General features: G+C 47.3%; 25 protein-coding genes, 1 tRNA gene and 1 pseudogene. 22 read left to right on the plus strand and 5 right to left on the minus strand.

The window, feature by feature from the left end; translation table 11 throughout:
- Positions 1-137 precede the first annotated feature (137 nt).
- The 20 genes from JYB87_RS05210 to JYB87_RS05305 all read left to right on the plus strand — a co-directional run bounded on the left by JYB87_RS05210 (position 138) and on the right by JYB87_RS05305 (position 18,730).
- On the plus strand, positions 138-749 hold the full coding sequence (locus JYB87_RS05210; protein WP_228729992.1) for an alpha-ketoglutarate-dependent dioxygenase AlkB family protein: 612 nt from the start codon (positions 138-140) through the stop codon (positions 747-749).
- Positions 750-824: 75 nt separating this feature from the next.
- Positions 825-1,124 (plus strand): BolA family protein, encoded by a 300-nt coding sequence (locus JYB87_RS05215; RefSeq protein WP_207355838.1) that lies wholly within the window; start codon positions 825-827, stop codon positions 1,122-1,124.
- Positions 1,125-1,182: 58 nt separating this feature from the next.
- Positions 1,183-1,692 carry an S-ribosylhomocysteine lyase gene (luxS, locus tag JYB87_RS05220; RefSeq protein WP_207355839.1) on the plus strand — a complete coding sequence of 170 codons (510 nt, stop codon included), beginning with the start codon at positions 1,183-1,185 and terminating at the stop codon, positions 1,690-1,692.
- Positions 1,693-2,320: 628 nt separating this feature from the next.
- A complete protein-coding gene (locus JYB87_RS05225) occupies positions 2,321-3,655 on the plus strand; it encodes a Na(+)-translocating NADH-quinone reductase subunit A (RefSeq protein ID WP_207355840.1) in 1,335 nt (444 codons plus the stop codon).
- Positions 3,652-4,851: an NADH:ubiquinone reductase (Na(+)-transporting) subunit B gene (locus tag JYB87_RS05230; protein WP_207355841.1), complete on the plus strand. Its 1,200-nt coding sequence runs from the start codon at positions 3,652-3,654 to the stop codon at positions 4,849-4,851. Before JYB87_RS05225 ends, JYB87_RS05230 begins: the two co-directional genes overlap by 4 nt.
- A complete protein-coding gene (locus tag JYB87_RS05235) occupies positions 4,844-5,629 on the plus strand; it encodes a Na(+)-translocating NADH-quinone reductase subunit C (protein WP_207355842.1) in 786 nt (261 codons plus the stop codon). The genes JYB87_RS05230 and JYB87_RS05235 overlap by 8 nt, the downstream gene beginning before the upstream one ends.
- Positions 5,629-6,261 (plus strand): NADH:ubiquinone reductase (Na(+)-transporting) subunit D, encoded by a 633-nt coding sequence (locus JYB87_RS05240; RefSeq protein WP_207355843.1) that lies wholly within the window; start codon positions 5,629-5,631, stop codon positions 6,259-6,261. Before JYB87_RS05235 ends, JYB87_RS05240 begins: the two co-directional genes overlap by 1 nt.
- A 5-nt stretch (positions 6,262-6,266) precedes the next feature.
- Positions 6,267-6,875, plus strand: a complete 609-nt coding sequence (gene nqrE, locus JYB87_RS05245) for an NADH:ubiquinone reductase (Na(+)-transporting) subunit E (protein WP_207355844.1) — start codon at positions 6,267-6,269, stop codon at positions 6,873-6,875.
- Positions 6,876-6,919: 44 nt separating this feature from the next.
- The gene (nqrF, locus tag JYB87_RS05250; protein WP_207355845.1) at positions 6,920-8,176 is read left to right on the plus strand and encodes an NADH:ubiquinone reductase (Na(+)-transporting) subunit F; all 1,257 of its coding nucleotides are present in this window, start codon (positions 6,920-6,922) and stop codon (positions 8,174-8,176) included.
- Between the two features lie 139 nt (positions 8,177-8,315).
- The gene (locus JYB87_RS05255) at positions 8,316-9,284 is read left to right on the plus strand and encodes an FAD:protein FMN transferase (protein ID WP_228729993.1); all 969 of its coding nucleotides are present in this window, start codon (positions 8,316-8,318) and stop codon (positions 9,282-9,284) included.
- 8 nt (positions 9,285-9,292) lie between these two features.
- Complete coding sequence (gene nqrM / locus JYB87_RS05260; RefSeq protein ID WP_207355847.1) at positions 9,293-9,517, plus strand: (Na+)-NQR maturation NqrM; 225 nt, start codon at positions 9,293-9,295, stop codon at positions 9,515-9,517.
- A 214-nt stretch (positions 9,518-9,731) separates the two neighbouring features.
- Positions 9,732-10,205, plus strand: coding sequence for a bacterioferritin (gene bfr, locus JYB87_RS05265; protein WP_207355848.1), 474 nt, complete (start codon positions 9,732-9,734; stop codon positions 10,203-10,205).
- A gap of 10 nt (positions 10,206-10,215) precedes the next feature.
- Positions 10,216-10,683: a bacterioferritin gene (gene bfr / locus JYB87_RS05270; protein ID WP_207355849.1), complete on the plus strand. Its 468-nt coding sequence runs from the start codon at positions 10,216-10,218 to the stop codon at positions 10,681-10,683.
- Between the two features lie 144 nt (positions 10,684-10,827).
- Positions 10,828-10,989 carry a hypothetical protein gene (locus tag JYB87_RS05275; protein WP_207355850.1) on the plus strand — a complete coding sequence of 54 codons (162 nt, stop codon included), beginning with the start codon at positions 10,828-10,830 and terminating at the stop codon, positions 10,987-10,989.
- Between the two features lie 111 nt (positions 10,990-11,100).
- A complete protein-coding gene (locus tag JYB87_RS05280) occupies positions 11,101-13,107 on the plus strand; it encodes a methyl-accepting chemotaxis protein (protein ID WP_207355851.1) in 2,007 nt (668 codons plus the stop codon).
- 142 nt (positions 13,108-13,249) lie between these two features.
- Positions 13,250-14,314 carry a DNA polymerase IV gene (dinB, locus tag JYB87_RS05285; RefSeq protein WP_207355852.1) on the plus strand — a complete coding sequence of 355 codons (1,065 nt, stop codon included), beginning with the start codon at positions 13,250-13,252 and terminating at the stop codon, positions 14,312-14,314.
- Between the two features lie 165 nt (positions 14,315-14,479).
- Positions 14,480-15,493 carry a LysR family transcriptional regulator gene (locus JYB87_RS05290; protein WP_207355853.1) on the plus strand — a complete coding sequence of 338 codons (1,014 nt, stop codon included), beginning with the start codon at positions 14,480-14,482 and terminating at the stop codon, positions 15,491-15,493.
- 485 nt (positions 15,494-15,978) lie between these two features.
- Complete coding sequence (locus JYB87_RS05295) at positions 15,979-17,064, plus strand: Gfo/Idh/MocA family protein (protein WP_207355854.1); 1,086 nt, start codon at positions 15,979-15,981, stop codon at positions 17,062-17,064.
- 153 nt (positions 17,065-17,217) lie between these two features.
- Complete coding sequence (locus tag JYB87_RS05300; protein ID WP_207355855.1) at positions 17,218-18,153, plus strand: AraC family transcriptional regulator; 936 nt, start codon at positions 17,218-17,220, stop codon at positions 18,151-18,153.
- Between the two features lie 82 nt (positions 18,154-18,235).
- Positions 18,236-18,730, plus strand: a complete 495-nt coding sequence (locus tag JYB87_RS05305) for a GNAT family N-acetyltransferase (RefSeq protein WP_207355856.1) — start codon at positions 18,236-18,238, stop codon at positions 18,728-18,730.
- Between the two features lie 43 nt (positions 18,731-18,773).
- Here JYB87_RS05305 and JYB87_RS05310 read toward each other — a convergent pair whose 3' ends face one another.
- Positions 18,774-18,968: a hypothetical protein gene (locus JYB87_RS05310; protein ID WP_207355857.1), complete on the minus strand. Its 195-nt coding sequence runs from the start codon at positions 18,966-18,968 to the stop codon at positions 18,774-18,776.
- Positions 18,969-18,992: 24 nt separating this feature from the next.
- On the opposite strand from JYB87_RS05310, the gene JYB87_RS05315 reads away from it, so the two are divergent.
- Entirely contained in the window at positions 18,993-19,178 is a 186-nt protein-coding gene (locus JYB87_RS05315) for a helix-turn-helix domain-containing protein (protein ID WP_207355858.1), read from the plus strand.
- Between the two features lie 66 nt (positions 19,179-19,244).
- Positions 19,245-19,892 (plus strand): annotated as a pseudogene (locus JYB87_RS18680) (LysR substrate-binding domain-containing protein).
- Between the two features lie 50 nt (positions 19,893-19,942).
- Here the strand turns inward: JYB87_RS18680 and JYB87_RS05330 are convergent.
- From JYB87_RS05330 to dnaG, 4 genes are all read right to left on the minus strand, one after another.
- Positions 19,943-21,589 carry a methyl-accepting chemotaxis protein gene (locus JYB87_RS05330; RefSeq protein ID WP_207355860.1) on the minus strand — a complete coding sequence of 549 codons (1,647 nt, stop codon included), beginning with the start codon at positions 21,587-21,589 and terminating at the stop codon, positions 19,943-19,945.
- A 121-nt stretch (positions 21,590-21,710) separates the two neighbouring features.
- Positions 21,711-21,787, minus strand: a tRNA-Ile gene (locus JYB87_RS05335).
- 181 nt (positions 21,788-21,968) lie between these two features.
- Positions 21,969-23,822, minus strand: coding sequence for an RNA polymerase sigma factor RpoD (rpoD, locus tag JYB87_RS05340; protein ID WP_207355861.1), 1,854 nt, complete (start codon positions 23,820-23,822; stop codon positions 21,969-21,971).
- Between the two features lie 133 nt (positions 23,823-23,955).
- Positions 23,956-25,680, minus strand: coding sequence for a DNA primase (gene dnaG, locus JYB87_RS05345; protein ID WP_207355862.1), 1,725 nt, complete (start codon positions 25,678-25,680; stop codon positions 23,956-23,958).
- Positions 25,681-25,744 lie beyond the last annotated feature (64 nt).

Genomic DNA, 25,744 nt, shown 5'->3' on the forward strand with positions numbered 1-25,744 from the left:
AACAACCGCCGCCAAACTGACCGTTTAGTTATTGGTTAGGCATAATGGTTGGGATTAGTTAAGCAATATGGAGCTGTGGAATGATGAAATCGCAATTGCCATTATTTGTCGCGGCGGAAAAGCCTTTCACAAAACTTATGCTTACAAAAGATAAACTCGCAACCGATAAGCCTACACAAGATGAGCCGTGGCAGCTCATTCGGGGGTATCTGAGCGAAAATCAGCAGCGTCTATTGTGGCAAGAATCGCTGGAATATCCGTTTTCACGCCCTACGATTAAGGTGTTTGGTAAGATGCATACCATTCCGCGTAGCCAAGTGTGGTTCGGCGATAGTGGTTGCGATTATCTCTATTCAGGTTTGATGATTGAAGCACTCCCTTGGCCTCACTATTTGGCGCGCCTGCGGCAGCAATTAACGCAGGATTTCTCGTTGCAACTCAATGGCGTGTTAGTCAATCACTATGCTAATGGCCAACAGCGAATGGGCTGGCACAGCGATGATGAGCCGGAATTGGCTTCACAAAGCGCCATTGTTTCGCTCTCGCTTGGGGCTACACGGGATTTTGATATCCGCCACAAGCAAAACGGAGCAAAACATCGTATTGCATTAGCCGCAGGGGATTTATTACTGATGCATTGGCCGATGCAGCGCGATTGGCAGCATAGCCTACCGAGCAGAACCAAGCTCGCCAACCCTCGACTCAACTTTACTTTTCGGCAGATTATTCCGTTTTATCATCAGCGCTGAAACACGCTGTAAGATTGATCTTTAGTAGAGCACGCAGTAACCTGCCGCAAATTGTCCGTTCTAGTGAGAACCCATATGTCTGTTGCCGCGATCATCGAACAGAAGTTGCAGCAAGCGCTTGCGCCTGTGCATCTGCAAGTGATTAACGAAAGTCATAATCACCATGTGCCGCCGAACTCTGAAACCCATTTTAAAGTGGTGGTTGTCAGTGAGGCATTTGCTGATTTGCGCCTGTTAGCAAGACACCGCAAAGTCAATGAAACCCTCGCCCATGAGTTAGCCAATGGGGTACATGCATTGTCGATGCACACCTATACGCCAGCTGAGTGGCAGTCTGAACAACAAGTGCCTGAATCGCCAAAATGTAAAGGATAATTAAGCTGTTACGGCTTTATTATCGTCAATAAAGAATTTGAAAAAAGAGGTTTAGCCCATGCCATTGTTAGATAGTTTTACCGTTGACCATACTCGTATGCACGCGCCAGCTGTACGTGTAGCCAAAACCATGACGACACCGGGTGGTGACACCATCACTGTGTTTGATTTGCGTTTTTGCATCCCAAACCAAGCAATTTTGAGTGAGCGTGGTATTCATACCTTGGAACACCTGTTTGCCGGTTTTATGCGAGACCACTTAAATGGCGATGGTGTTGAAATTATTGATATTTCGCCAATGGGTTGCCGTACCGGTTTTTACATGAGCTTGATTGGTGCCCCGTCAGAACAACGCGTGGCTGATGCGTGGTTGGCCGCAATGAATGATGTGATTAGTGTGCAAAATCAAAATGATATTCCTGAATTGAATGAATATCAGTGTGGCACTTACACCATGCACTCGTTAGAACAAGCACAAAGTATCGCTCGGGAAGTGATTCAATCGGGTGTACAAGTGAACCGTAACGATGAGCTTAAACTCAGCGACGATATTCTACAAAAGTTGTAATTTAGCAACATTTGAATTAGCTACTCAGACTAAAGGGTAGCTTTTTTTTCGGCAAAAAAAGCATTAAGTTACTAACATGTAGTGAGTTGAGGTTATTCAATGAAAGTAAAAGTAAAATTTACGTTGAATAACTGCTTCGAAACAGCAAATCCCTAGTGGAAATTGCTGATTTCGAAATTTGAATTCTGCAGCAATGCGTTGCCGAAAACGCTGAAATAAAATTTCGTAAGTTGCATACGACTTTAGTTGTAGTTTATGCGCTAGAAATGGAGGGGAGTGGCAAAATCGAAAGCTGTTAGTTTGCCGTTATACGAAAAAAGTGTTTGCTGAAAATTAGCTGAATTTCTTATAAATCATGTTGTTGCGAATCCCAAAAATCCGCCTAATTTACTAAGGAATTCGTTAGAAGTTACTGAATTGCTGAATATTTATGCAGTAGAGAAACACTACAATTTTCGTGGCGATAGCGGACTAATTGCGTTAGAATGCCGCCGTTCAACGTGATTGCGATCGCATTTCTGAGATAAATCTGCGCTAGCTCAATAGGTGGGAATTGATAATTGTGATTCTTGCTAGTTGACAGGAACGCGGCGCATTGTCTTTCCTCCAAAACGTAGTGCATGTGGATATGATTACAATCAAGAAAGGGTTGGATCTACCTGTTGCAGGTACTCCAAAGCAAGTTATCCATGATGGTCCTGCCATCAAACACGTAGCTACATTAGGTGAAGAGTATATTGGCCTTCGCCCGACGATGAAAGTTCGCGTCGGTGATAAAGTGCTGAAAGGACAGGTGATTTTTGAAGACAAAAAGAATCCTGGCGTTAAATATACCGCTTTTGCCAGTGGCACAGTAACTGAAATCAACCGCGGCGCCAAACGTGTATTACAGTCTGTCGTTATTGAGGTCGAAGGAGATGATGCCGTCTCGTTTGCTCAGTATAATGAACAGCAGTTAGACACACTGGAAGCGGAAAAAGTACGAGAAAGCCTGATTGAATCAGGGATGTGGACCGCATTACGTACTCGTCCTTTCAGTAAAGTGCCCGCTATTGATGCTACGCCTGCAGCGATATTTGTCACTGCCATCGATACTCAACCTCTCGCAGCTGACCCTCAAGTTGTTATTGCCGAACAACAAGCAGCGTTCAGTAACGGTCTTAAAGTACTTGCTCGTCTCGCAGATAAAGTTTTCCTGTGTAAGGCACCAGGTGCGGATATTCCTTCTGCGAATACTCAAGTAGAAGAATTTGCGGGGCCGCATCCTGCGGGGCTTCCGGGCACTCACATCCATTTCCTAATGCCAGCTTCATCTAAACGTACCGTTTGGTATGTCGGATACCAAGATGTCATCGCAATTGGTGCGCTATTTACCAGCGGTAAACTGAGCGTTGATCGTGTCTATGCTATTGGCGGTCCTAAAGCTAAATCACCACGCTTGGTGCGCTCTGTATTGGGTGCCAGCACGGTAGAGCTGACCGCAGGTGAAGCCGCAGATGGTAACGTGCGCGTGATTTCGGGTTCAGTGCTTAATGGTCGTCAGGCGCGTGGCGTGTATGCCTACATGGGCCGTTATTCGACTCAGGTCAGCCTCCTAGAAGAAGGTACCGAGAAAGAATTTTTGGGTTGGGTTCTACCTGGCGCCAACAAATTCTCGATCACCCGTTCGTTCTTAAGTCATTTAAGCCCGGCCAAACTGTTCAACATGACCACCAGTACAGGTGGTTCTGAACGTGCCATGGTGCCAATCGGTAACTATGAGCGTGTAATGCCAATGGATATTCTGCCAACCATGCTACTGCGTGACCTGATTTCGGGCGACACCGATGGTGCTGCCGCGTTGGGTGCGTTGGAATTGGACGAAGAAGATCTGGCGTTATGTACGTTTGTTTGCCCAGGTAAATATGACTACGGCACTTACCTGCGTGATTGCCTCGAGACTATCGAGAGGGAAGGTCTATGAGTTTAAAAGATTTTCTTGAACGTATTGAACCGCAGTTTGAAAAAGGCGGTAAATACGAAAAGTGGTACGCACTTTATGAAGCCGCTGCCACCATTTTTTATACGCCAGGCAAGGTGAACAAAGGGGCTACTCACGTTCGTGATAACCTCGACCTGAAACGCATGATGATTACCGTGTGGGCCTGTACTTTCCCAGCCATGTTTGTCGGGATGTACAACGTGGGTCTGCAAGCTCAGATTGCGTTAGCTGCTGGCTTTGGTACGCCAGACGTATGGCAAGTTGGTTTGTTCCAACTGTTAGGCGGCAGCTTAACCGCTGACACTGGGATAGCTGGGTTAATGTGGTATGGCGCCTGTTTCTTCCTGCCGATATACGCCGTCACGTTTGCCGTAGGCGGTATCTGGGAAGTGCTGTTTGCCTCGGTTCGCGGCCACGAAATTAACGAAGGCTTCTTCGTAACCTCGGTGCTGTTCGCCCTGACATTACCAGCAACCATTCCATTATGGATGGTGGCATTGGGGATTAGTTTTGGTGTGGTGATGGCGAAAGAAGTCTTCGGTGGTACTGGCCGTAACTTCCTGAACCCTGCACTTGCTGGCCGTGCCTTCCTATTCTTCGCCTATCCACTGAATATGTCGGGTGACACCACTTGGGTGGTTGCTGATGGTTTCTCGGGTGCAACTGCCCTGAGTCAAGCTGCGGCAGGCCAACTGAGCTATGCACTGGATCAAAACTGGTGGAACGCCTTCTTAGGCTTTATTCCAGGTTCGGTCGGTGAAGTGTCTACGCTGGCAATTTTGCTGGGCGGTTTAGTGATCATCTATACCCGTATTGCATCATGGCGCATCGTTGGCGGTGTGATGGTAGGGATGATTGCCATTTCTCTGCTGCTGAACGTGATAAGTTCTGACACTAACCCAATGTTTGCAATGCCTTGGTACTGGCACTTGGTATTGGGTGGTTTTGCTTTCGGTATGATGTTTATGGCGACAGATCCTGTGTCTGCCTCATTTACCAACAAAGCAAAATGGGCATACGGTATGTTGATTGGCGCCATGGTGGTGTTTATCCGCGTAATCAACCCTGCTTTCCCTGAAGGCATGATGTTGGCGATTCTGTTTGCCAACCTGTTTGCACCATTGTTTGACCATTTTGTCGTTCAGGCGAATATCAAACGGAGGATTGCCCGTGGCTAAGAATAAAGAAACGTTCTCTCGGACGGTATTTATTGTTATCGGCTTGTGTTTTATCTGCTCGATCTTCGTATCGACCGCCGCGGTGTTATTGAAACCTACGCAGCAAGAAAACAAGTTATTAGACAAACAAAAATACATTCTTGAGGCTGCTAACCTGATCGACAGTAAGTCTCAGGTCAGCAAGAAGGAGATTTTGGCCACTTACGACAAGTTTGTTGAAGCCAAAGTGATCAATCTGAAAACTGGCGAAGAAGTCACTGATATTAACGGTGATACCTTCGACCAGCAGAAAGCAGCACGTGATCCAGAAACCTCTTCTAAACCTGTGCACGACGTAGCGTCAATCAAACGCTTAGCCGACAACGCGGTGATTTACCTGGTGCGTGATGATGCTGGCAAGTTGAAAAGCGTGATTCTGCCCGTCCACGGTTATGGCTTGTGGTCGACCATGTATGCGTTTTTGGCGGTAGAGCCTGACTTCAACACAGTGCAAAACTTGGTTTATTACAGCCAAGGTGAAACACCAGGTTTGGGTGGCGAAGTTGAAAACCCAAAATGGAAAGTTAAATGGCAAGGTAAAAAGCTGTTTGATGACCAAGGCAACATCGCAATTTCTGTAACTAAAAACCCTGCGGTTGCCGCATCGCCATACGGTGTTGATGCGCTGTCGGGGGCAACGCTGACCAGTAACGGTGTGCAACACACACTGACCTTCTGGTTGGGTGAAGAAGGTTTTGCCAACTTCATTAAGAAAGCACGCAATGGAGGACTGAGCTAATGGCTGACGCTAAAGAACTCAAACAGGTTCTCACCGGACCTATTCTTGCCAACAACCCAATTGCGTTGCAGGTTCTCGGGATTTGTAGTGCGTTGGCGGTAACCAGCAAAATGGAAACCGCACTGGTAATGGCTTTGGCATTGACCGCGGTAACAGCGTTTTCAAACCTGTTTATCTCGTTAATCCGTAACCACATTCCTAACAGTGTGCGGATTATCGTGCAGATGACCATTATCGCGTCGTTGGTGATTGTGGTTGATCAGTTCCTGCAAGCCTATGCCTACAACGTGTCTAAGCAGTTGTCGGTATTCGTGGGTTTGATCATCACCAACTGTATCGTGATGGGACGTGCTGAAGCCTATGCGATGAAGACCCCGCCAATGATGAGCTTTATGGACGGTATCGGTAACGGTTTAGGTTACGGTGCCATGCTGCTGACGGTCGGGTTCATTCGTGAATTACTTGGTAGTGGCTCATTATTTGGTGTGCAAATTCTGCAGAAAATCTCTGATGGTGGTTGGTATCAACCAAACGGTTTGCTGTTGTTGCCACCAAGCGCATTCTTCTTGATTGGTCTGGTGATTTGGGCACTGCGTACCTATAAGCCTGAACAAGTTGAAGCAAAAGGATAAGCATAATGGAACATTATATTAGTTTGTTGATCCGTTCTGTTTTCATCGAAAACATGGCGCTGTCCTTCTTCCTTGGTATGTGTACCTTTTTGGCAGTATCAAAAAAGGTCGATACAGCGATTGGTCTAGGTGTAGCTGTGGTCGTGGTAATGACGATCTCAGTACCTGCAAACCAAATTATCTATCAGGGGCTGCTGGCGCCAGGTGCTTTGGCATGGGCAGGCTTCCCAGATGCTGACCTGAGCTTTTTGAAGTTCATTACCTTTATCGGGGTGATTGCAGCACTGGTACAGATCCTCGAAATGGCGCTGGATAAGTACTTTCCACCACTGTACAACGCGTTAGGTATCTTCCTGCCGTTGATCACGGTTAACTGTGCGATTTTCGGTGCGGTATCCTTCATGGTGGAACGTGATTACAACTTAGGCGAAAGCGTTGTATTCGGGTTTGGTTCTGGTGCCGGTTGGGCTCTGGCAATCATGCTGATGGCGGGTATTCGTGAAAAACTGAAGTATGCAGACGTACCAGCGGGTTTACGTGGTCTAGGGGTTACCTTTGTGACCGCGGGTCTGATGGCTTTAGGTTTCATGTCATTCTCAGGTGTGTCGCTGTAATCGCCCTGTGAATCACCCTATTTGGACCTTCTAAGGATAAGTTAATGGATATTCTTGGTATTTTTAAGTCCACTCCACTTGAGGTTTATCTCGGTGTGAGTATGTTTACCGCCATCGTACTGGTGTTGGTATTAGTGATTCTGTTCGCTAAGTCCAAGCTGGTTTCTGAAGGCGATATTACGATTTCAATTAACGGCGACCCTGCAAAGGCAATTACTACTCAAGCGGGTGGTAAGTTGTTGGGCGCTCTGGCTAACAACGGCATCTTCGTCTCATCGGCCTGTGGTGGCGGTGGTTCATGTGGCCAGTGCCGTGTAATTGTGAAGTCTGGTGGCGGTGATATTCTGCCAACAGAGCTGAACCACATTAACAAAGGTGAAGCGCGCAGTGGTTGCCGTTTGTCTTGTCAGGTGAACGTTAAAGCTGACATGGACATCGAGTTAGACGAGCACATCTTCGGCATTAAGAAGTGGGAATGCGAAGTTATCTCTAACGATAACAAAGCGACCTTCATCAAAGAGCTGAAGCTGCAAATTCCTGATGGTGAGTCTGTTCCGTTCCGCGCTGGTGGCTATATTCAAATTGAAGCACCAGCACACCATGTGAAGTACGCAGATTTTGACGTACCAGAAAAATATCGTGGTGACTGGAATCACTTTGGTTTCTTCAAACTGGAATCAAAAGTTGACGAAGAGACGATTCGTGCTTACTCGATGGCGAACTACCCAGAAGAGTTTGGCATCATCATGCTGAACGTACGTATTGCTACGCCACCACCACGTAATTTGAGCTTGCCATGCGGTAAGATGTCATCTTACATCTGGAGCTTGAAAGCCGGTGATAAAGTCACTATTTCTGGTCCATTCGGTGAGTTCTTTGCCAAAGATACCAATGCAGAAATGGTGTTTATCGGTGGTGGTGCAGGTATGGCACCAATGCGCTCACATATTTTTGATCAACTTAAACGTATCAAAACTAAGCGTAAGATAAGCTTCTGGTACGGTGCGCGTTCTAAGCGTGAAATGTTCTATGTAGAAGATTTCGATGGCTTAGCGGCAGATAACGACAACTTTGAATGGCATGTAGCCCTGTCAGACCCTCAACCTGAGGATGATTGGAACGGTTACACTGGCTTTATTCATAACGTGTTGTACGAGAATTATCTCAAACATCACGAAGCCCCAGAAGACTGTGAGTTTTACATGTGTGGACCTCCAGTGATGAACGCGGCAGTTATCGCCATGCTGAAAGATTTGGGCGTTGAAGATGAAAACATCCTGTTGGATGACTTCGGCGGCTAAGCGAACAAGCAACAACATCGGCACAGCTTAAGCTGTGCCGTTTTTTTAGGGAAAGATTACTATGCAATTGGTTGTGCCGTTTACGGCAGTTGCACATCGCCATTTCAAACAATTCGGTTTACTTATTGTTTCTGCCTTAATGTTGCTGGGATGCTCCGAAGCGCCGGAAGTGATTTCACTTAGCGGCAGTACGATGGGCACGAGCTATCACATTAAAGTGGTGGCAAATGACAGAATGCCAGATGCGCCATTGTTGCAAGCGCGCATCGATCTGTTGTTAGAGCAAGTCAACAATGAGATGTCTACTTATCGGCCCAACTCCGAATTGTCCAAATTCAATGCGGCAGAGTTATCCCAGTCAGTGAAGGTCTCGCCGGATACTATCAAAGTGGTGCAAGAGGGGATTCGCCTCAATAAATTGACTGAGGGTGCACTCGATATCACGCTTGGTCCCTTGGTGAACCTGTGGGGCTTTGGGCCGGATAAGCGTCCAACCCAAATTCCGACCCAAGATGCGATTGATTCGGCCAAGCAACGCACCGGGATTGAACATATCCTCATTGATGGCGACCAAATGACTAAAGCTAAGGCCAATCTTTATGTGGATTTATCTTCCATTGCCAAAGGCTTTGGCGTGGACAAGGTGGCAGAGTTATTGGAAAGCTATCAACCCGCGGGCTACTTAGTGGAGATTGGCGGCGAGGTGAGTGCCAAAGGTAGTAAGCCGGGTGGCGCACCGTGGCGTGTTGCAATTGAAAAGCCCACAGAAGATGGCCGCGCTGTGCAGCAAGTCATTGAGCCGGGCAACATGGCAATGGCGACATCGGGTGACTATCGCATCTATTATGAAGAAAACGGGGAGCGCTTTACCCATATCATTGACCCACGTACTGGTTATCCGGTGAAGCATCGATTGGCATCAGTAACCGTACTCAACGAAAGTTGTATGACCGCTGATGGTTATGCCACCGCGATGATGGTGTTGGGTACCGAAAAGTCATTAGAACTTGCTGAGCAACAACACTTGGCAATTATGTTAATTGAGAAACAAGACGAAGGTTTTCAGGTATACTATAGCTCTGCCTTTAAACCCTATCTTCAGCAGTGAGGTAAACCGTGGCGACTTTCTTAGCAGCATTTATATTCTTACTCGTTTTTTTTCTACTGATGTCTATAGGTTACCTAGTCAAGCGTAAGGCGGTTCAAGGTAGTTGCGGTGGTCTCGGGGCCTTAGGGATTGAGAAGGCCTGTGATTGTGACGAGCCCTGTGATCGGCGTAAGGCGCGTGAAGCAAAAGAGCTGGCGCGGCAAGAAAAGCTCAATAAACATCGCATCATCTAAGTAAATCAGCGGCTTTTATAAGCCGCTTTTTTATTGCCTATTGGTTTAGTTTCATTGAGTTAGCGGCCTAATATGATGCTGGTTACTCATACTAATGATAATGATTTGTATTTGTAACTTATTGAAATTGTAAGTTTTATTGAAAAACTCACTATCAGCATATACGCTTAATTAATTGATACAGATCAAGCTTTACTCAACAGGAAATCATTGTATGAAAGGTCAACCTAAAGTTATCGCCCAGCTCAATAAAGTGCTGACCAGCGAGCTTACCGCCATTAACCAATATTTCTTACATGCGCGCATGTTTAAAAATTGGGGGCTTGAAGGGCTCAACCATCATGAATACAAAAAGTCGATCAAGGATATGAAACAAGCCGATAAGCTGATCGAACGAGTGCTGTTTCTCGAGGGGCTTCCGAACCTGCAACAGCTTGATAAGCTGCGCATCGGTGAACATCCACAAGAGATGTTGAGCTGTGATAAATCAATGCAAGAGGACGAAATCGCGTTTCTACGTGACGCGATTGCGCTGTGCGAAGTTGAAAAGGACTATGTCAGTCGCGACTTGCTGGAAGATATTCTTGAAGATGAAGAGGAATACCTAGATTGGCTTGAGTCACAATTCGAACTGATTAAGCTCACCGGCATAGAAAATTATCTGCAATCTCAGATGGCTGAAGAATAGGAGTATCACCATGAAAGGAAATCCCCAAGTAATCGATGTCTTGAACAAACTGCTCAATGGTGAGTTGTCAGCCATGGACCAATATTTTGTACATGCGCATATGTACGAAGATTGGGGGCTGAAAGAGCTGTATGAACGCATCAATCATGAATCTGAAGACGAACGTGGTCATGCTGCCAAGCTGATTTCTCGGATTTTGTTTTTGGAAGGCACTCCAGATGTTGAAAGTCGCGATCCGTTAACAATCGGCAAAGATGTGCAGCAGATGTTGGAGTCTGATCTGCAGTATGAGTACAAAGTGGCGGCAAACCTGCGGGCTGCGATCGAGTTGTGTGAGCAAGTGAAAGACTATCAAACCCGCGAGTTGTTGGAAGTGCTGCTGGAAGAAACTGAAGACGACCATATGTATTGGCTGGAGAAACAGCTGGGCCTGATTAAGATGATTGGTTTGCAGAACTATATTCAGTCACAAATGTAACTGAAATGTACACTTGTGGTAATCGTGTTATCAAAAGGCCGTTTTATAACGGCCTTTTCTAATATTGGTTGAGTTCGCTTAAATAATGAGCAATATTCGGTTTTATCACGCTAGTCGGTTGTTTCAAGCTGGAGGAAACTGAATATGGCTTACGTAGCACCGAAAGATCATCACCGCTCAAAAACTCAATCGAATCTGCCATCGACACACTGCAGCCATAACGCGCGTCAGCAACAGCGTCATAAAACGCCACCGCCGCTGATCACCGCCGAGGAGCTACAATTCATCTTCAATCTTTACGAGTAGTTCACAATTTGTAATTTGGTAACATCTTTACAATACTTTTGTCTAAACCTCACTAACGGCTTCTGGTAGAGTATCTCCTCCTCGTATAAAAACTCTAAAAACAGGTGTCGTATGTTTTCTGTCAAGCGTTCACTTAGTCTGCAGTTAGTGCTCTCTATCGCAGGCGCATTGGCAATTTTGCTATCAATCGTCGCGTTTTTCGTGGTTAAAAGCGATAGCGATGAAACTAAAGTCCGCATTAATAACGATATTGCATCAATGATTGAGCTAAAGGCAGAGGAGATCGGTGGATACTTCTATGCCAAGGGCCAAGTCGTGCATGCGATATTTGCCAATCCATCAGTGCTGAATTGGTTTGCGAATTACCAACAGCGCGGTGCTGATCTTTCCCAAGATGCACAATACCAAGATGTGGTGCGTTATTTCCGCTTCTTTAGCAATAAAGATAAGGATATCAAGTCAGTATTTCTTGGCTCAGCTAACACCTTTGAGTATTTTGACCTCAATGGTCGCTATGACGATGATCCTAACTACTACACCAACAAGCGTCCTTGGTGGCAGGAAGGGATTGATAAAGCCGGTCTTTATGTCGCCGACCCTGCAGTAGATGCCAACGATGGTTCCATCTCTGCCACGGTTAAAACTGTAGTGCATGATGCTGCTGGCCATTTCGTGGGTATTGGTGGCATGGACATCTTGGTGGATACCATTGGTAAAAACCTGCTGGCGCCGATTAAGTATCAGAACGAAGGCCAAGCATTTTTGATGACCGATGAGGGAAAGCTGGTGTATTTCCCGGGTTTTAATCGTCAGTTCACGCCTGGTACCGATATCGCTAAAGTCGATTTGATGAGTGGTGATAACCAAGGGTTTGCACAACTGAAATCGACCATACAACGTGACGGCAGCGGCATTGCCAGCGTGGTGTATGCCGGCCAAACTCAGCAAGTGCGCTTTGTCGCGATCAATAGCGACTATCCTAAGTTGCGTTGGTATCTTGGTTTTATGTTGCCAGAAACGGTGTTTGAAGCGCCGGTAAGACAACATCTGATGACCACATCCAGTATCGCCATTGGGATTATTTTGCTGGTCGCGTTAACAGTTTGGTTGGTGATGGTGCCATTTAGACGCAACATCAGTTCACTGCTGGTAGCTATGGAAGATATAGCAGATGGTGATGGGGATTTAACGCGCCGTATTCAAATGAAACGCGCGGATGAATTAGGCCGTATGAGTAATGCCTTTAACCAATTTGCCGAAAAAGTGCAGGGCATGTTGCTTGAAACCCAATCACTCGCCAACAAAGTTGATGTTGGGGTAGATGAGACTGTGGTAGTTTGCGACAAAGCGTTGGAGTCTGTTAAAGCGCAGAAAGCGGAGATCGCTTCGGTGGCAACGGCCGCAACGGAAATGGCGCATACCAGTCAAGAGATGGCGTCGAATGCGCAGCGCACTGCAGATTATGCCGATAGTGCCAAGCATACGTCGACTGAAGGCGCTAAAACCGTGCAACTGGCGGAAGAAGGGATTAAGTCGTTGTCACAGCAAGTGAACTCTGCCGCTGGGGTGATCCGTGAATTGCGTGCAAGTTCAGAGCAAATTGGTGAGGTATTGAGTGTGATTCGCGCCATTGCCGAGCAAACTAACCTGTTGGCATTGAATGCCGCCATTGAAGCTGCTCGCGCAGGCGAACAAGGCCGTGGCTTTGCAGTGGTGGCGGATGAAGTGCGTACACTGGCATCACGCACCCAAGACTCTACCGCTAGCATTCAAGAGATCATCCAAACCCTGCAAAGCCAAGCACTACAAGCTGAGCAGGTGATGGAAGCCGGGGTGAAACAAGCCGAAAATGGCATGGCACTGACGGAGATGGTGAATGCGGCATTAGGCGATATCACCAATGCTATTGATGAAATTCAGCAGCAGACCATCGAAATTACCACGGCAATCAGCCAGCAAGCGGTGGTTGCCGATGAAGTGGCATGTAGCATTGAAAATGTCAGTATGCGTTCTGATGAATCTTTGTCTTCTAGCGAAGCCTTAGCCGCAAAAATGCATCAATTCAGCCAATTAAGCGATGAACTGGCGAACAACGTACAGCGTTTTAAAGTGAGCTAATCGGCGATAGTTCAGTGGTTGATTTACTAAAGGAGTGCGATTGCACTCCTTTTTTATGGGCGACTGTGGTTGCCTCTTTTTATTTGTACTGTTTTTATATACAGTGTCTGTATTCGAGGGTTAATTTCGCTGTTAGCCGCTGATGCGAAAAATCATTCATATCGATATGGACTGCTACTTTGCGGCAGTGGAGATGCGCGACTTTCCTGAGTTGCGCGATAAACCCATTGCCGTCGGTGGCGCTCGCGAGCGTCGCGGTGTGATTGCTACCTGTAATTATCAAGCGCGTAAGTTTGGCGTTCGCTCGGCGATGGCAACAGCCTATGCGCTCAAGCTCTGCCCTGAGTTACAGTTGGTTGTAGGGCGAATGTCGGTCTATAAAGCCGTTTCAGAGCAAATCCACGACATTTTTCGGCGCTATACGCCATTGATTGAGCCACTATCGCTAGATGAAGCCTATTTGGATGTTAGCAACTGTTCACTTCATCAAGGCTCGGCCACTCGAATTGCTGAAGCGATTCGGCAGGATATCTTCAATGAAACTCAACTGACCGCGTCGGCAGGAGTGGCGCCCATCAAGTTTCTCGCCAAAGTTGCCTCAGATGTTAATAAACCCAATGGCCTGTTTGTGATCACCCCACAATTGATGCCTGAGTTTATTACCAGTTTACCGTTGCAGCGTATTCCAGGTGTTGGCAAAGTTACCGCAGAGCGCTTGGCGCAGCAGGGCTGGCACACCTGCGGTGATTTACAGCGAGTACCCAAAGCGCAGTTATTGCAATTGATGGGCAAGTTTGGCGCTGTGCTGTATGAGCGCGTACGCGCGATTGACGATAGGCCAATCAATCCCAGTCGCATTCGTAAATCGGTTGGGGTAGAAACCACCTTTGCTGAAGATCTACAAGATGCGCCTGCCGCACTCCAGCAACTGCCCGCCTTGCTGCAGGAGTTAGTCAAGCGCTTTGAAAAGCACCGCAGTGAGCGGCAAATCAACAAGTTAGTGGTGAAAGTTAAGTTTGCTGATTTTCAGCAGACCACCATTGAAACCCGCTCACAGCAAATAGATGCAGGATTGGCCGCCGAGCTACTTGCGCAAGCAATTGAACGTGGCGCTGGTAAAGCTATCCGCTTACTGGGGGTCAGCGTAGGTTTGGCGCCGCTGCTATTGGAAACTGAGGACAGTCCAGAGCAACTGACATTGCTATAGCAGTTTCTGAGTAAAATTTGTTCAATATCACAGTTCAGTTCAGTTCAACATTCCTTTTTTTGCAAAATCATCGCTTGACCTCAACTATTGTTGAGGTTGTAAGCTGCCATCCACTTGCTATTTTGCTTGCTGATACTGCTCGACTGCAGAGGAACGATAATCGCTATGATGGATCTTAACCAACTGAAAATATTTGCGAAAGTTGTTGAAAAAAGCTCATTCACTGGCGCCGCTAAAGCACTCGGGTTAACCAAAACCACCGTGAGCCGTAAGATCAATGAACTGGAAACTCGAGTCGGTGTGCAACTGCTAACCCGCACCACCCGCAGTGTGAGACCTACCACTCAGGGGATTGCGTTTTACCACAATATTGCCGATGCGTTTAATGCCATGATGGCGGCAGAACAACAGTTGATGTCGTTACAGCATGACACTGCGGGCAAAATCAGTATTGTGATTCCCCATGAGCTTGAAACAGTATTTTCCAGCGAGATATTTTCCTCGTTTATCGCTGCGCATCCTGAGATTGAGTTAGATATTGCGTTGTCGAGTCGTTATCCTGCGCAAGCGTTAGATGACAATGTTGACGTCATTTTCCATTTCACGCCGCTAACCGATAGCCAGTTAGAAACCCTTAAATTGCTGAATTTCGATCGCTTGATTACCGCCAGCCCAAGTTATTTGCGCCAGCACGGCATACCGTTTTCTCCGGCGGATTTGGAACTGCACAGTTACATCGACTGTACTGCCGCTGAAAGTGGTGCCAATGAGCAACGCCGCATCCAAATTTTTGATGGTGAAACATGGACGACGGTGAATACCAAGGTGACCTTAAGCATGGATAGCACCGCGTTAGCGAAAGAGTTAGCCATTGCAGGTGTCGGCATCGCCGCATTGCCACAATCACTCGCCGCAGAGGAGATTGCCAAAGGCACATTAGTTGAGGTGCTGCATGACTTTCCTATCCGCAGCAATATTCTGTACATGTCGTATACCAAGCAACTGTCGATGCCAACCCGCACGCTACGTTTTATTGAGCATCTCTATAGCCAGTTATCAGCGCTGTTTGTCGATGAATTGCTGGAAAGCCCTGAGTTCCTGCTTGAGCAAGCGCAATCCTATGTGCTGGATGAGGACGAAGAAGAGATGCCGCTATATGGCTCAGCGGCGAATAGCTAATCTTGTCATGGCAGATCCTCACCGCTAAAAAACACGGATAAATGGGCAAGTGACATTTAACCTGCCCATATTGTCAGTACTATCCTCGCGGTAAACACCTTATCATGCTGGCCCTCCTCATGTGTGATTGTACTTTTTTGTAGATTTAGGCATAAACACAAGAGGATCAGGCAGGCAACATCAGCTTAATTCTTTCCATAATATCCTTCAGTATTAGTGGTTAATCAAATAACGTAAGTTAACTTGGCTACTAATAATATCTTTGAAATATAAACATTATTTTTCTTTTATGCCTTGGTGGTTAGCGTAAGTTACGGTGCGATGCCGCTAATTGCTGTCTGAATGTGAGCCATATGCTGTGCAGCAGATGGCCAAGATGATTCATGGCTGAGATTAGATAATCAGTCATGCTATGTCGCAAGGCGTTGCAGCGTGTTTGTTATATTCCAATCACCGCAGCAAAAGAACACAGCAAAGGAGGTTTTATGAGTCAACAACCCATTCGTGTTGGTTTTATTGGTCTTAACCCAGATAGTCATTGGGCGGCAACAGCCCACTTACCCGCACTTAAATCATTAGGTGACACGTTTGAGGTCGTTGCGGTGGCTAACTCTACCCCTGAGAGTGGTAAACGCACAGCTGAAGCCTTGAACCTGCCTTATGCCTTTGACACGCCGCAAGCGTTAGCGACTTCCGATGTGGTGGATCTCGTCGTGGTGACCGTTAAAGTGCCGTACCACTATGAGTTAGCAACTGCGGCATTGGAAGCAGGCAAGCACGTACATTGTGAATGGCCGCTGGGTAATGGCGTAGCTGAAGCTCAAAAGCTGACGGAGTTGGCAGCGGCGAAAGGTGTTGTGGCGACAGTAGGTACGCAAATGCGCACTGCGCCAGAAATCACTTACCTGAAACAGCTGATCGCCGACGGTTATGTGGGCAAAGTGCTGAGCAGTAGCTTGATTGGTTCAGGTGGCAACTGGGGCGCTGAAAGCTCGGCTGAGCTGGCTTATCTGTTTGATAAAACCAATGGCGCAACCATGTTGACCATTCCGTTTGGTCACACCTTGGCGGGCGTGCAAGATGTATTGGGTGAATTTGCCGATATTTCTGGCCGAACACTGAAAGTTCGCGAGACTGTGCGCATCACAGATACAGGCGAAGATAAGCAGACGTCGACCGCCGACCAAATTCTGGTTCATGGTCAGCTGCAAAGTGGTGCCGCGTTCTCTGCTCATTACCGTGGTGGCATGTCGCGCGCGACCAATTTCCTGTGGGAAATTAACGGCACTGACGGTGATATTCAAATCACTGGCAATATCGGCCACGGCCAATTTGCGCAGATGACTATCAAGGGCGCGAGTGGCAGTGATACCGAGTTGCAAACCTTAGTGCCTCCGGCTGAGCTGCTTGCTGATTTGCCAGAGGGCACCATTGCCCGTAATGTCGCGGGAATCTATCGCTTGATTGCCAAAGACATTCAAACTGGGAGCCGTGAAGCCCCTAGCTTTGCCGATGCGCTGAAACTGCATCAACTGCTCGATGCCATCAGCCAAGGTAACGAATACCTGTAACGGTCGTGCGCCAGCAAGCAGTTGCTTGTTGGCGTTTTTTGACTTGTCTGTAGCATCTACGGATGAAACATTACCTGTTAAGATGGTGAGAATGCTATCTCGGGTTAAAGTCGTTTAGTGCTCACGCAAACGCTTTTGATAGAGGTGAATAGGGTGAAAGGTAACACTTTGCAGCAAGCGGAAACTAACAGAGTTGATAGTGCCGATTTGCAACAGATGGCAGCATTATTGACCAAACTGACACCATACGACGGTTTCTTCCAACTGCAAAAGGATTATGTGCATGTGGTGCGGGCATCGAAAACCGCATCAGAAAAAACCTACCTGTTGGCTCGTCCTAGCATCTGCATTGTGCCGCAAGGGGCTAAGACGGTTTCATTGACCCAAGGTGGCATCGATTTTGAGGAAAATGAATCCACGCTGGTGGTCTATTCGGCAGAGGTGCCGATCAATTTAGCCATTACTCAAGCCTCTGCAGAGAAACCCTATTTTTGTCTGATGATCCCGCTGGATGCCAAAAAACTCGGCTCATTAATCCTCAAAGTGTTCCCTCACGGCGTGCCCAAAGCGCCCAAGTTACAAGCGGTTTATGTCGGTGATGCTGATGCCAATATCGTCAAAGCGACCGTGCGGGCATTGCAACTGATCGAACAACAGCAACATACCGAGTTGCTGGTACCGTTAATGATTGAAGAGATATTAATCCGCCTATTACTTAGCCCAATGGGACCGGCGATTGTGCAGATAGCCATTGCCGATTCTCATGCTGAGAAAGTCGCTAAAGCGATTTCGTGGCTAAAAGAGAATTTTGCACAACCCATTAAAATTGAAGAACTTGCCAAGCTGACTGGCATGAGTGTGTCATCGTTTCACACCCACTTTAAAGCAATCACCTCAATGAGCCCGCTACAGTTTCAAAAAACGGTGCGCCTGCAGCAAGCACGTAGCCTGATGCGGGCGCAGATGATGGATGTGAGCAGTGCGGCCTACGAGGTAGGCTACGCAAGTACCTCGCAATTTAGCCGTGAATACGCGCGTGCCTTTGGCGTGCCACCAAGTAAAGATGTTGGCCGTGCTTCGGCAGCTTAATTTGCGGCTTTGCTGCAACAATCTGATTTGCTAATGTATTTCCTAAATAAATCGGCAAAGCTAGCCGATGTTAGGAGTCCAGATGATCACTGAATTAACCCGCGAGCTATTCAAGCAATTTTGGCCTACCTTTACCGCTATCGCCCAAGCTGAATCAACTTATGCCTATGATGCGGATATCTCGTTTGAGCAGGCGTGTTATTTGTGGTGTGAGTTACCCTATCAAAGTTTTGCTTGGGTAGACGCGGGGCAGGTACTAGGGATCTATTACCTTAAAGCCAATGCGATGGGGCCGGGTAACCATGTTTGTAATTGCGGTTATATGGTGAGTGAAGCCGCGCGTGGGAGAGGCATTGCTCGGCAAATGTGTTTGCATTCACAGCAACAGGCATTAACAGCTGGGTTTAAGGCGATGCAGTTCAACTGCGTGGTGTCCAGCAATACCGTGGCGGTGGCGCTGTGGCAAAAACTTGGGTTTGAGATTGTGGGTACTTTGCCTAAGGCATATCGCCATCAACAACTCGGCTTGGTGGATTGTTTGGTTATGTTCAAAACCTTAGATCACCCACTTGTTTGACAGCGCTGCGTCAATTAATACAGCGCTATCAATAGGCTGAAGACTAGTGACTCAGGTGCTGGCTAAGTTCCAACTGCGCTGGTTGTTGACGTTCGCTTTCTAGTCGGCCGAGCAAAATGTAGTAGGCGACTAAGCAGAGCAGCATCACCACAGCTAACAGTTCGTACATCCCAGAGAATTGCAGTTTAGGAATGATATTGCCGAGCAGCAACGGGCCTAAGCCGACTCCTAAATCCATAGATTCATGTCAAAAAAGTTATCAATGAGCTTTTCTCACCTCAATGCGTTACAGCAAGTGTGCGAACTCGGCAATATGACCCTGGCTGCCGATCAACTGGGTATCGCGCAACCAGCACTTAGTAAAATCATTGCCAATCTTGAGCAAACGTTTGGCGTTTCTTTGTTTGATCGCCGAGGCCGACGACTGGTACTCAATCCGTGTGGTTAAGTGTTATTAAAGCGGGGTAAAGCGATTTTTAATGAGTTGGAACAAGCCAAGTTGGAACTGAGCGACATGGCGGGTGATGATACTGGCCATGTGACAGTGGGGGTGACCTCCTCGCAAGTGCTGCCCAAACTATTTGCGGATTATCTGTCACAACGTCCTCAGGTTAAATTCCGCTTGTTCCAAGTGGCTGGGCGCTACGAAATTGCCAATCAACTGCGCGATGGTGTATTGGATCTCTGTATCACCTCGTTGCCGCTAGAATATCCAACCGATGGGCATTCTGTGGCGGTGAATACCTTAATGCGTGAACGGATTTGCCTAGCAGTAGCTGCAACGCATCGGTTAGTGTCGCGCTTTAGTGCGACTCAGCGACCTCGCTTCGGAGAATTTTATTAGCTATCCGCGGAAGATGGGCTCCGCGAAATCAACGACAAGGCATGCCAACAGGCGAGCTTTACCCCAAATGTGGTGTTTGAAAGCTTTGACAGTAATGTTAGATCTCTCCTCGTGCGTACTGGCGTAGGCGTGGCTTTGTTACCAGAAATCTGCTGGCGAAGCGATGTGCCTGCGCAACTGATCAAGCTGCTGATTGATCATGAGGCGATGCAGCGCAGTATTTTGTTGTCGTGGATGGATAATCGTTATCTGTCGCCAGCAGCACGCGACTTCTGCGGCTTTGTTGGCGAGTACGCCGCCACACAAGCTCAATCTTGATTTGAACGGCAGCAATCAGCGTATCGGATACGCTGATTGCGCCAAGCACGTTAAGTGGTGAAATGTTTCATCTGGGCAGAGAGGTTATCAGTAGAACGCTGCACCAAGCGGCTGTTACTCAGCGCCGTTTCTGCATCTTCCTGTAATTGGTGAGAATGGCCATTAATATCCACCATGTTTTGGTTGATGTGCTCGATCACCACACTTTGCTCCTCGGTAGCCGCAGCCACTTGTACCGAGATATCCAACATGGCTTGCACACCATGAACAATTTCTTGTAATGATTTTCCTGCCGCAGCGGCTTGTTCTGCGGTACTGTTCACCTTCGTTGCGCTATAGTTCACCACTTGCACTGCGTCATTCACCCCTTTATTTAAACCATCGATCATCTGCTGAATATTTTGGGTCGACTCTTGCGTCTTTGAAGCGAGCTTACGCACTTCATCTGCTACCACGGCAAAGCCTCGACCACTGTCGCCTGCGCGCGCGGCTTCAATCGCAGCGTTGAGAGCCAGCAGGTTAGTTTGCTCAGCAATGCCGCCAATTACATCGAGCACGGATGCAATATTCTTGCTTTGAAATTCTAGGGCTGCAATGGCATCGCTGGCTTTTCGCATATCCGATACAAGCTCGGCAATATTCTCGATAGTCATGTTGATTTGTTGATGTGACTCCGTCACTTCTGAATGCATTTTTTGGGCATTATCTGAGGCGTATTGCATCTGCTGGGTGATATCTTTCACCGCCTGATTCATCTCAACAATAGAGGTCACAGCTTGCGCCACATAGTCGCATTGCTCTTGCGCACTATGGCCGGTCTTGGCTGAGATTGAGGATAATCCCTGCATATTTTCATCGATTTTGCGGGTTTCGTTGATTGCCCCTGAGATTAATTGCTGCAAATACGCAATAAAGCCGTTAACCGAGTCCGACAGCTGGTTTAATTCATTTTCACCTTGTACTGGCAAACGGCGTGTTAAGTCGCCACCTTGGCTAGTGAGTTTATGCATGCTGTCAGTTAGCGTATTTAGATGGCTGGTGATCAGATGTGGCACCCAATAGCTGAAAAATATGCCCACAACTAAGGCGATAACGGAGGCTCCCACCAGTAACTTTTGTTGCATGGCTTCGAGTTCGTGGGTGTGAATTGAGAGCGCTTTTCGATGTTCATTAAATTCATCTTCCATTCCCTCAAAGCGGCCTTTTACTAGCCTAAAGGCTTGTTTCTGTTCGCCTACCAAAAGTTCATAAGATTGCTCATATAGATGATCATGGCTTAAGATTATCGCGCGCTCAGATAACTGATCCCATTGTTTAAAATCGGCATCAAACTCTGGGTCATGTTCAGGATAGATTTTTAATCCAGCAACCGAAGCACTGCGTCGTGCTTGCTGGATTTTGTCGTAGGCATCGCGTTTATGTTGATGGTGAGCATCCAACGCGCTTTGGCCATCTTTTTCATGACTTAATAGCGAAATATAGTCACGCATAGCTGTGGCGGCTTGATACAACTCAATCTCAGCTTCGCGCGATTTGAGTGAAGCCGGTGTCAGATGGTCGGTCAGAATGCGGGTATTTTCGGTCATCATGCGGTTGGTGTTCCAACTGATGAGCGCCAATGCCGCGATCATTAACGTTAAAATGACGATCGGAATAGCGATTTGCCATTTTACTTTTAAAGATGAATAAAAACTCATTTGCTTGCATCACCCAAGTTACGTCGTCACCGACAATTGCTTAAGTGTAGTAGCTAAGTGAATAAATATTAGCGTATGCGGCTAAAGAGGTAGAGCAATACAAAGGAAACGAGAGAAAAGATGGTGGCCCCTCACGGACTTGAACCGTGGACCTAACGATTATGAGTCGTGTGCTCTAACCAACTGAGCTAAGGGGCCGTGCTAGATACAATAGATAAAGTACTAAGCGCGTCAGAGTATACGAACTTTCGCAAGGGTTGTCACCCCGGTTTTTAGCGAATTGAACTGCAACGGTTTCAATTGGTTATCTGTTATGCAATCTACTTTTTAGCGGTAATAAAAAACCCCGCAGTGCGGGGTTTTCAAGGTCATTTAGTGATTATTCATCAAGGAATGACTTCAGAATTTCAGAACGACTTGGGTGACGCAGTTTGCGTAACGCTTTCGCTTCAATCTGACGAATACGTTCACGAGTAACGTCGAACTGTTTACCCACTTCTTCCAAAGTGTGGTCAGTGTTCATGTCGATACCGAAACGCATACGCAATACTTTTGCTTCACGTGCAGTCAAACCAGCGAGCACTTCGTGAGTTGCTTGTTTCAAGCTTTCGCTAGTGGCGCTGTCGAGCGGCAATTCGAGGGTGGTGTCCTCGATAAAGTCACCCAAATGTGAATCTTCGTCATCACCGATTGGGGTTTCCATCGAAATAGGCTCTTTGGCGATTTTGAGTACCTTACGGATTTTATCCTCAGGCATCATCATGCGCTCAGCCAGTTCTTCCGGTGATGGTTCGCGTCCCATCTCTTGCAGCATTTGACGCGAAATACGGTTCAGTTTGTTGATGGTTTCAATCATGTGAACCGGAATACGAATCGTGCGTGCTTGGTCAGCAATAGAGCGAGTAATTGCCTGACGGATCCACCAAGTTGCATAGGTCGAGAATTTGTAACCACGACGGTATTCGAACTTGTCTACCGCTTTCATCAGACCGATGTTACCTTCTTGGATCAAGTCCAAGAATTGCAGACCGCGGTTGGTGTATTTCTTCGCGATAGAAATTACCAGACGTAAGTTTGCTTCAACCATCTCTTTCTTCGCACGGCGAGCTTTGGCTTCACCGATTGACATACGACGGCTGATGTCTTTAATGGCGGTGATGTTGAGGCCCGTTTCAGCTTCAACCGCATGCAATTTGCTATGGCAACGTACTACGTCTTCTTCAACTGCTTTCAATGCGTCTGAATATGGCTTGCCCGCAGCGATTTCATCAAAGAACCACTGAGGATTAGCTTCGTTACCGCTGAACAGCTTCACGAAGTTTTTCTTCGGCATTTTTGAGTATTCAACACACAGTTTCATGATCAGGCGCTCTTGAACACGCACTTTATCCATCATGTCACGCATGTTTTTCACAAGACGATCAAACTGCTTAGGCACTAAACGAAACTCTTTGAAGATTTCGCCAATTTCAAACAGTGCGCCCACAGCTACTGGGTGGTTACGGCCTTTTTCTTCAATGATTTTTAAGGTGTTTTCGTAAGCAGTACGCAGCTGAGTAAAGCGTTCACGAGCTTCTTCAGGATCGGGTCCTTTGTTGCCGTCATCTTCGCTGTCGCCGTCTTCGCTTTCTTCGTCTTCATCATCGTCCATATCATCTTCGTCATCGAGCTCATCTTCTGACAGCTCTGAACCGATATGGGTTGCCGTTGGGCCAACATCTTCTTCGTCGGGATTGACAAATCCAGAGATAATGTCTGACAAACGAATTTGATCTGCTTCGTACTGGTCGTATTGTTCCAGGATCATCGCAATCGCTTGTGGGTATTCAGCCACAGAGCTTTGTACTTCGTTGATACCTTCTTCAATACGTTTGGCGATCAGGATTTCACCTTCGCGGGTTAACAGTTCAACTGTGCCCATTTCGCGCATGTACATCCGCACTGGGTCAGTGGTACGACCCAATTCGTTTTCTACCGATGCCAGCGCTGCAGCTGCTTCTTCAGCTGCATCATCATCGGTGTTGTCTTCAGACATCATAATGTCATCGGCGTCCGGCGCTTCTTCGAATACGCGGATACCCATGTCATTTATCATCTGGATAATATCTTCGATCTGGTCAGAGTCGACCATGTCAGCAGGCAGGTGGTCGTTAACCTCGGCGTACGTTAGGTAGCCCTGCTCTTTACCTTTTGCAAGCAACAGCTTGAGTTGCGACTGCGGAGTATGATCCATAGATATCATCCAAAACTTAGGTAACTGTTACAACGATTAGCAACGGCATAAGGTGAGCCGTGCAAACCATCAATTATATACTTTTGCACTAGTCAGTGCCAGTGCGAAGTAGGGTATTGGTGCGATGAAAAACTTAATGTTGCGCCTTCATAGCGCTAATCAGCTTTTGTAGCTGTACCTTTTCTTCCCGCGTTAAATCCTGCTTCATACTGAGTGCTTGGTAACGTTGCTCAATATATTGATTATTAAGCCATACCAAGGCTTCTTTAAACCCTTGTTGCAGATGATCGTCAGCCACTTGATGCTCCCATTGGGCTAATTTTTTCAGGGTCGATAATTGTTCAGACTCCCGATAATGCTCAAGTAGTTGTGCGCTGCTCATCTGCTGTGCGCGGGTCAAATCCAATAATTCAATTAACAGCTCAACCCCGGTCATTTTCAGGTATTGTAGTGCCGGCTGTAACGGCAGTTGGTACCCCAGCGCTGGTTGTTGTACCAGCAGTGCGATAGCAAGTCGTAACGGGGTTCCCCGTCCTTTTAACGACTGTTGTGTCAGCCGTTGTTTGGCTTTGTTGTTAAGCCCCAACATGCGTTTCATCTGCTCGGCATTATCCATGCGCAAGCGGGTCGCTAGTTGCTCTAACAGCATGTTTTGCAACACTTCGTCCTGAATCTTTTCAATCAGGCTACTCGCGTGTTTAGCAAGACTGGCCTTGTCGGTACCGTGTTGTGCAGTCAAGCCATTAAACAATAGCTCATCAATGCTAATGCCTTGTTCAATAAGTTGTTCAAATTGGTCTTTACCAATTTTACGCACCATTGAGTCAGGGTCTTCGCCTTGGGCCAAGAACATAAAGCGCACGTTGTCGCCGGGTTTCATCAGTGGCAGTGCGGTTTCCATGGCACGCCACGCGGCTTCTTTACCGGCGTTATCACCGTCATAGCAGCACACAACTTCTTTGGCGCTGCGCAGTAACATTTGAAACTGTTCGCTGGTGGTGGAGGTGCCCAGAGATGCGACCGCGTAATCGATACCAAATTGTGCTAAGGCCACCACATCCATATAGCCTTCTACGATCATTACCCGTTGCGGATCACGATGACGTTGACGCAGTTCGTATAAGCCGTAGAGTTCGTGCCCTTTATGAAATATGGGCGTTTCTGGCGAATTCAAATATTTTGGCGTGCCATCACCTAAGACTCGGCCTCCAAACGCCACAACTCGGCCACGGCGGTCGCGAATGGGAAACATCAAGCGATCGCGGAAGCGGTCGTAACGACGCCCTTGGTCATTAGCGATTAGCATGCCGCCAGCCAGCAATTTTTCTTGCGCATCAGCTTGTTGGCCCAGGGCTTTGAGGAGATTGTCCCAACCATCTGGCGCGTAGCCGATGCCGAACTGCTCCACAATTTCCTGCGATAAGCCCCGCTTTTCAATGTAGGCGTTTACTTGCTGTTGTGCCGAATGATTTCGTAATTGCTGCTGAAAGAACGCGGCTGATGCTTCCATCAATTGATAGAGATCGCGACTAAGCCCTTCATCTCGACGCTGGCCATTACCACGTTCATGCGGAACTTCGAGCCCCAGTTGACCAGCAAGATCTTCAATAGCATCTGGAAAATCCAGACGGTCATATTCCATAACAAAGTCGATAGCGTTGCCATGGGCACCACAACCAAAACAGTGATAAAACTGCTTATCGCGGCTGACAGTAAAAGAAGGGGATTTCTCGCTGTGGAACGGACAGCAGGCAGCATAATTCTTGCCCGCCTTTTTCAAGGGAACCTTGCGTTCTATCAAGTCTACAATGTCGGTGCGAGCAATCAGCTCATTGATAAAATCACGAGGTATAGCCATTTATCTACCGGTTAAAGAGTGAAACCGATGTAAACAAACAAGCCGCGCTGGTGCACGGCTTGTT

This window comes from Shewanella avicenniae (genome assembly GCF_017354945.1).
Classification (GTDB): Bacteria; Pseudomonadota; Gammaproteobacteria; order Enterobacterales; family Shewanellaceae; genus Shewanella; species Shewanella avicenniae.

Excerpts from the sequence above, each read along its gene's own strand:
- JYB87_RS05295 (WP_207355854.1), top strand. The coding sequence starts at position 15,979 with ATGAGTCAACAACCCATTCGTGTTGGTTTTATTGGTCTTAACCCAGAT.
- JYB87_RS05280 (WP_207355851.1), top strand. The coding sequence starts at position 11,101 with ATGTTTTCTGTCAAGCGTTCACTTAGTCTGCAGTTAGTGCTCTCTATC.
- JYB87_RS05275 (WP_207355850.1), top strand. The coding sequence starts at position 10,828 with ATGGCTTACGTAGCACCGAAAGATCATCACCGCTCAAAAACTCAATCG.
- rpoD (WP_207355861.1), bottom strand. The coding sequence starts at position 23,822 with ATGGATCATACTCCGCAGTCGCAACTCAAGCTGTTGCTTGCAAAAGGT.
- bfr (WP_207355849.1), top strand. The coding sequence starts at position 10,216 with ATGAAAGGAAATCCCCAAGTAATCGATGTCTTGAACAAACTGCTCAAT.
- JYB87_RS05225 (WP_207355840.1), top strand. The coding sequence starts at position 2,321 with ATGATTACAATCAAGAAAGGGTTGGATCTACCTGTTGCAGGTACTCCA.
- nqrE (WP_207355844.1), top strand. The coding sequence starts at position 6,267 with ATGGAACATTATATTAGTTTGTTGATCCGTTCTGTTTTCATCGAAAAC.
- JYB87_RS05330 (WP_207355860.1), bottom strand. The coding sequence starts at position 21,589 with ATGAGTTTTTATTCATCTTTAAAAGTAAAATGGCAAATCGCTATTCCG.
- dinB (WP_207355852.1), top strand. The coding sequence starts at position 13,250 with ATGCGAAAAATCATTCATATCGATATGGACTGCTACTTTGCGGCAGTG.
- JYB87_RS05230 (WP_207355841.1), top strand. The coding sequence starts at position 3,652 with ATGAGTTTAAAAGATTTTCTTGAACGTATTGAACCGCAGTTTGAAAAA.
- JYB87_RS05290 (WP_207355853.1), top strand. The coding sequence starts at position 14,480 with ATGATGGATCTTAACCAACTGAAAATATTTGCGAAAGTTGTTGAAAAA.
- JYB87_RS05315 (WP_207355858.1), top strand. The coding sequence starts at position 18,993 with ATGAGCTTTTCTCACCTCAATGCGTTACAGCAAGTGTGCGAACTCGGC.
- luxS (WP_207355839.1), top strand. The coding sequence starts at position 1,183 with ATGCCATTGTTAGATAGTTTTACCGTTGACCATACTCGTATGCACGCG.
- JYB87_RS05210 (WP_228729992.1), top strand. The coding sequence starts at position 138 with ATGCTTACAAAAGATAAACTCGCAACCGATAAGCCTACACAAGATGAG.
- JYB87_RS05305 (WP_207355856.1), top strand. The coding sequence starts at position 18,236 with ATGATCACTGAATTAACCCGCGAGCTATTCAAGCAATTTTGGCCTACC.
- JYB87_RS05215 (WP_207355838.1), top strand. The coding sequence starts at position 825 with ATGTCTGTTGCCGCGATCATCGAACAGAAGTTGCAGCAAGCGCTTGCG.
- nqrF (WP_207355845.1), top strand. The coding sequence starts at position 6,920 with ATGGATATTCTTGGTATTTTTAAGTCCACTCCACTTGAGGTTTATCTC.
- bfr (WP_207355848.1), top strand. The coding sequence starts at position 9,732 with ATGAAAGGTCAACCTAAAGTTATCGCCCAGCTCAATAAAGTGCTGACC.
- JYB87_RS05310 (WP_207355857.1), bottom strand. The coding sequence starts at position 18,968 with ATGGATTTAGGAGTCGGCTTAGGCCCGTTGCTGCTCGGCAATATCATT.
- dnaG (WP_207355862.1), bottom strand. The coding sequence starts at position 25,680 with ATGGCTATACCTCGTGATTTTATCAATGAGCTGATTGCTCGCACCGAC.
- JYB87_RS05255 (WP_228729993.1), top strand. The coding sequence starts at position 8,316 with ATGTTGCTGGGATGCTCCGAAGCGCCGGAAGTGATTTCACTTAGCGGC.
- JYB87_RS05240 (WP_207355843.1), top strand. The coding sequence starts at position 5,629 with ATGGCTGACGCTAAAGAACTCAAACAGGTTCTCACCGGACCTATTCTT.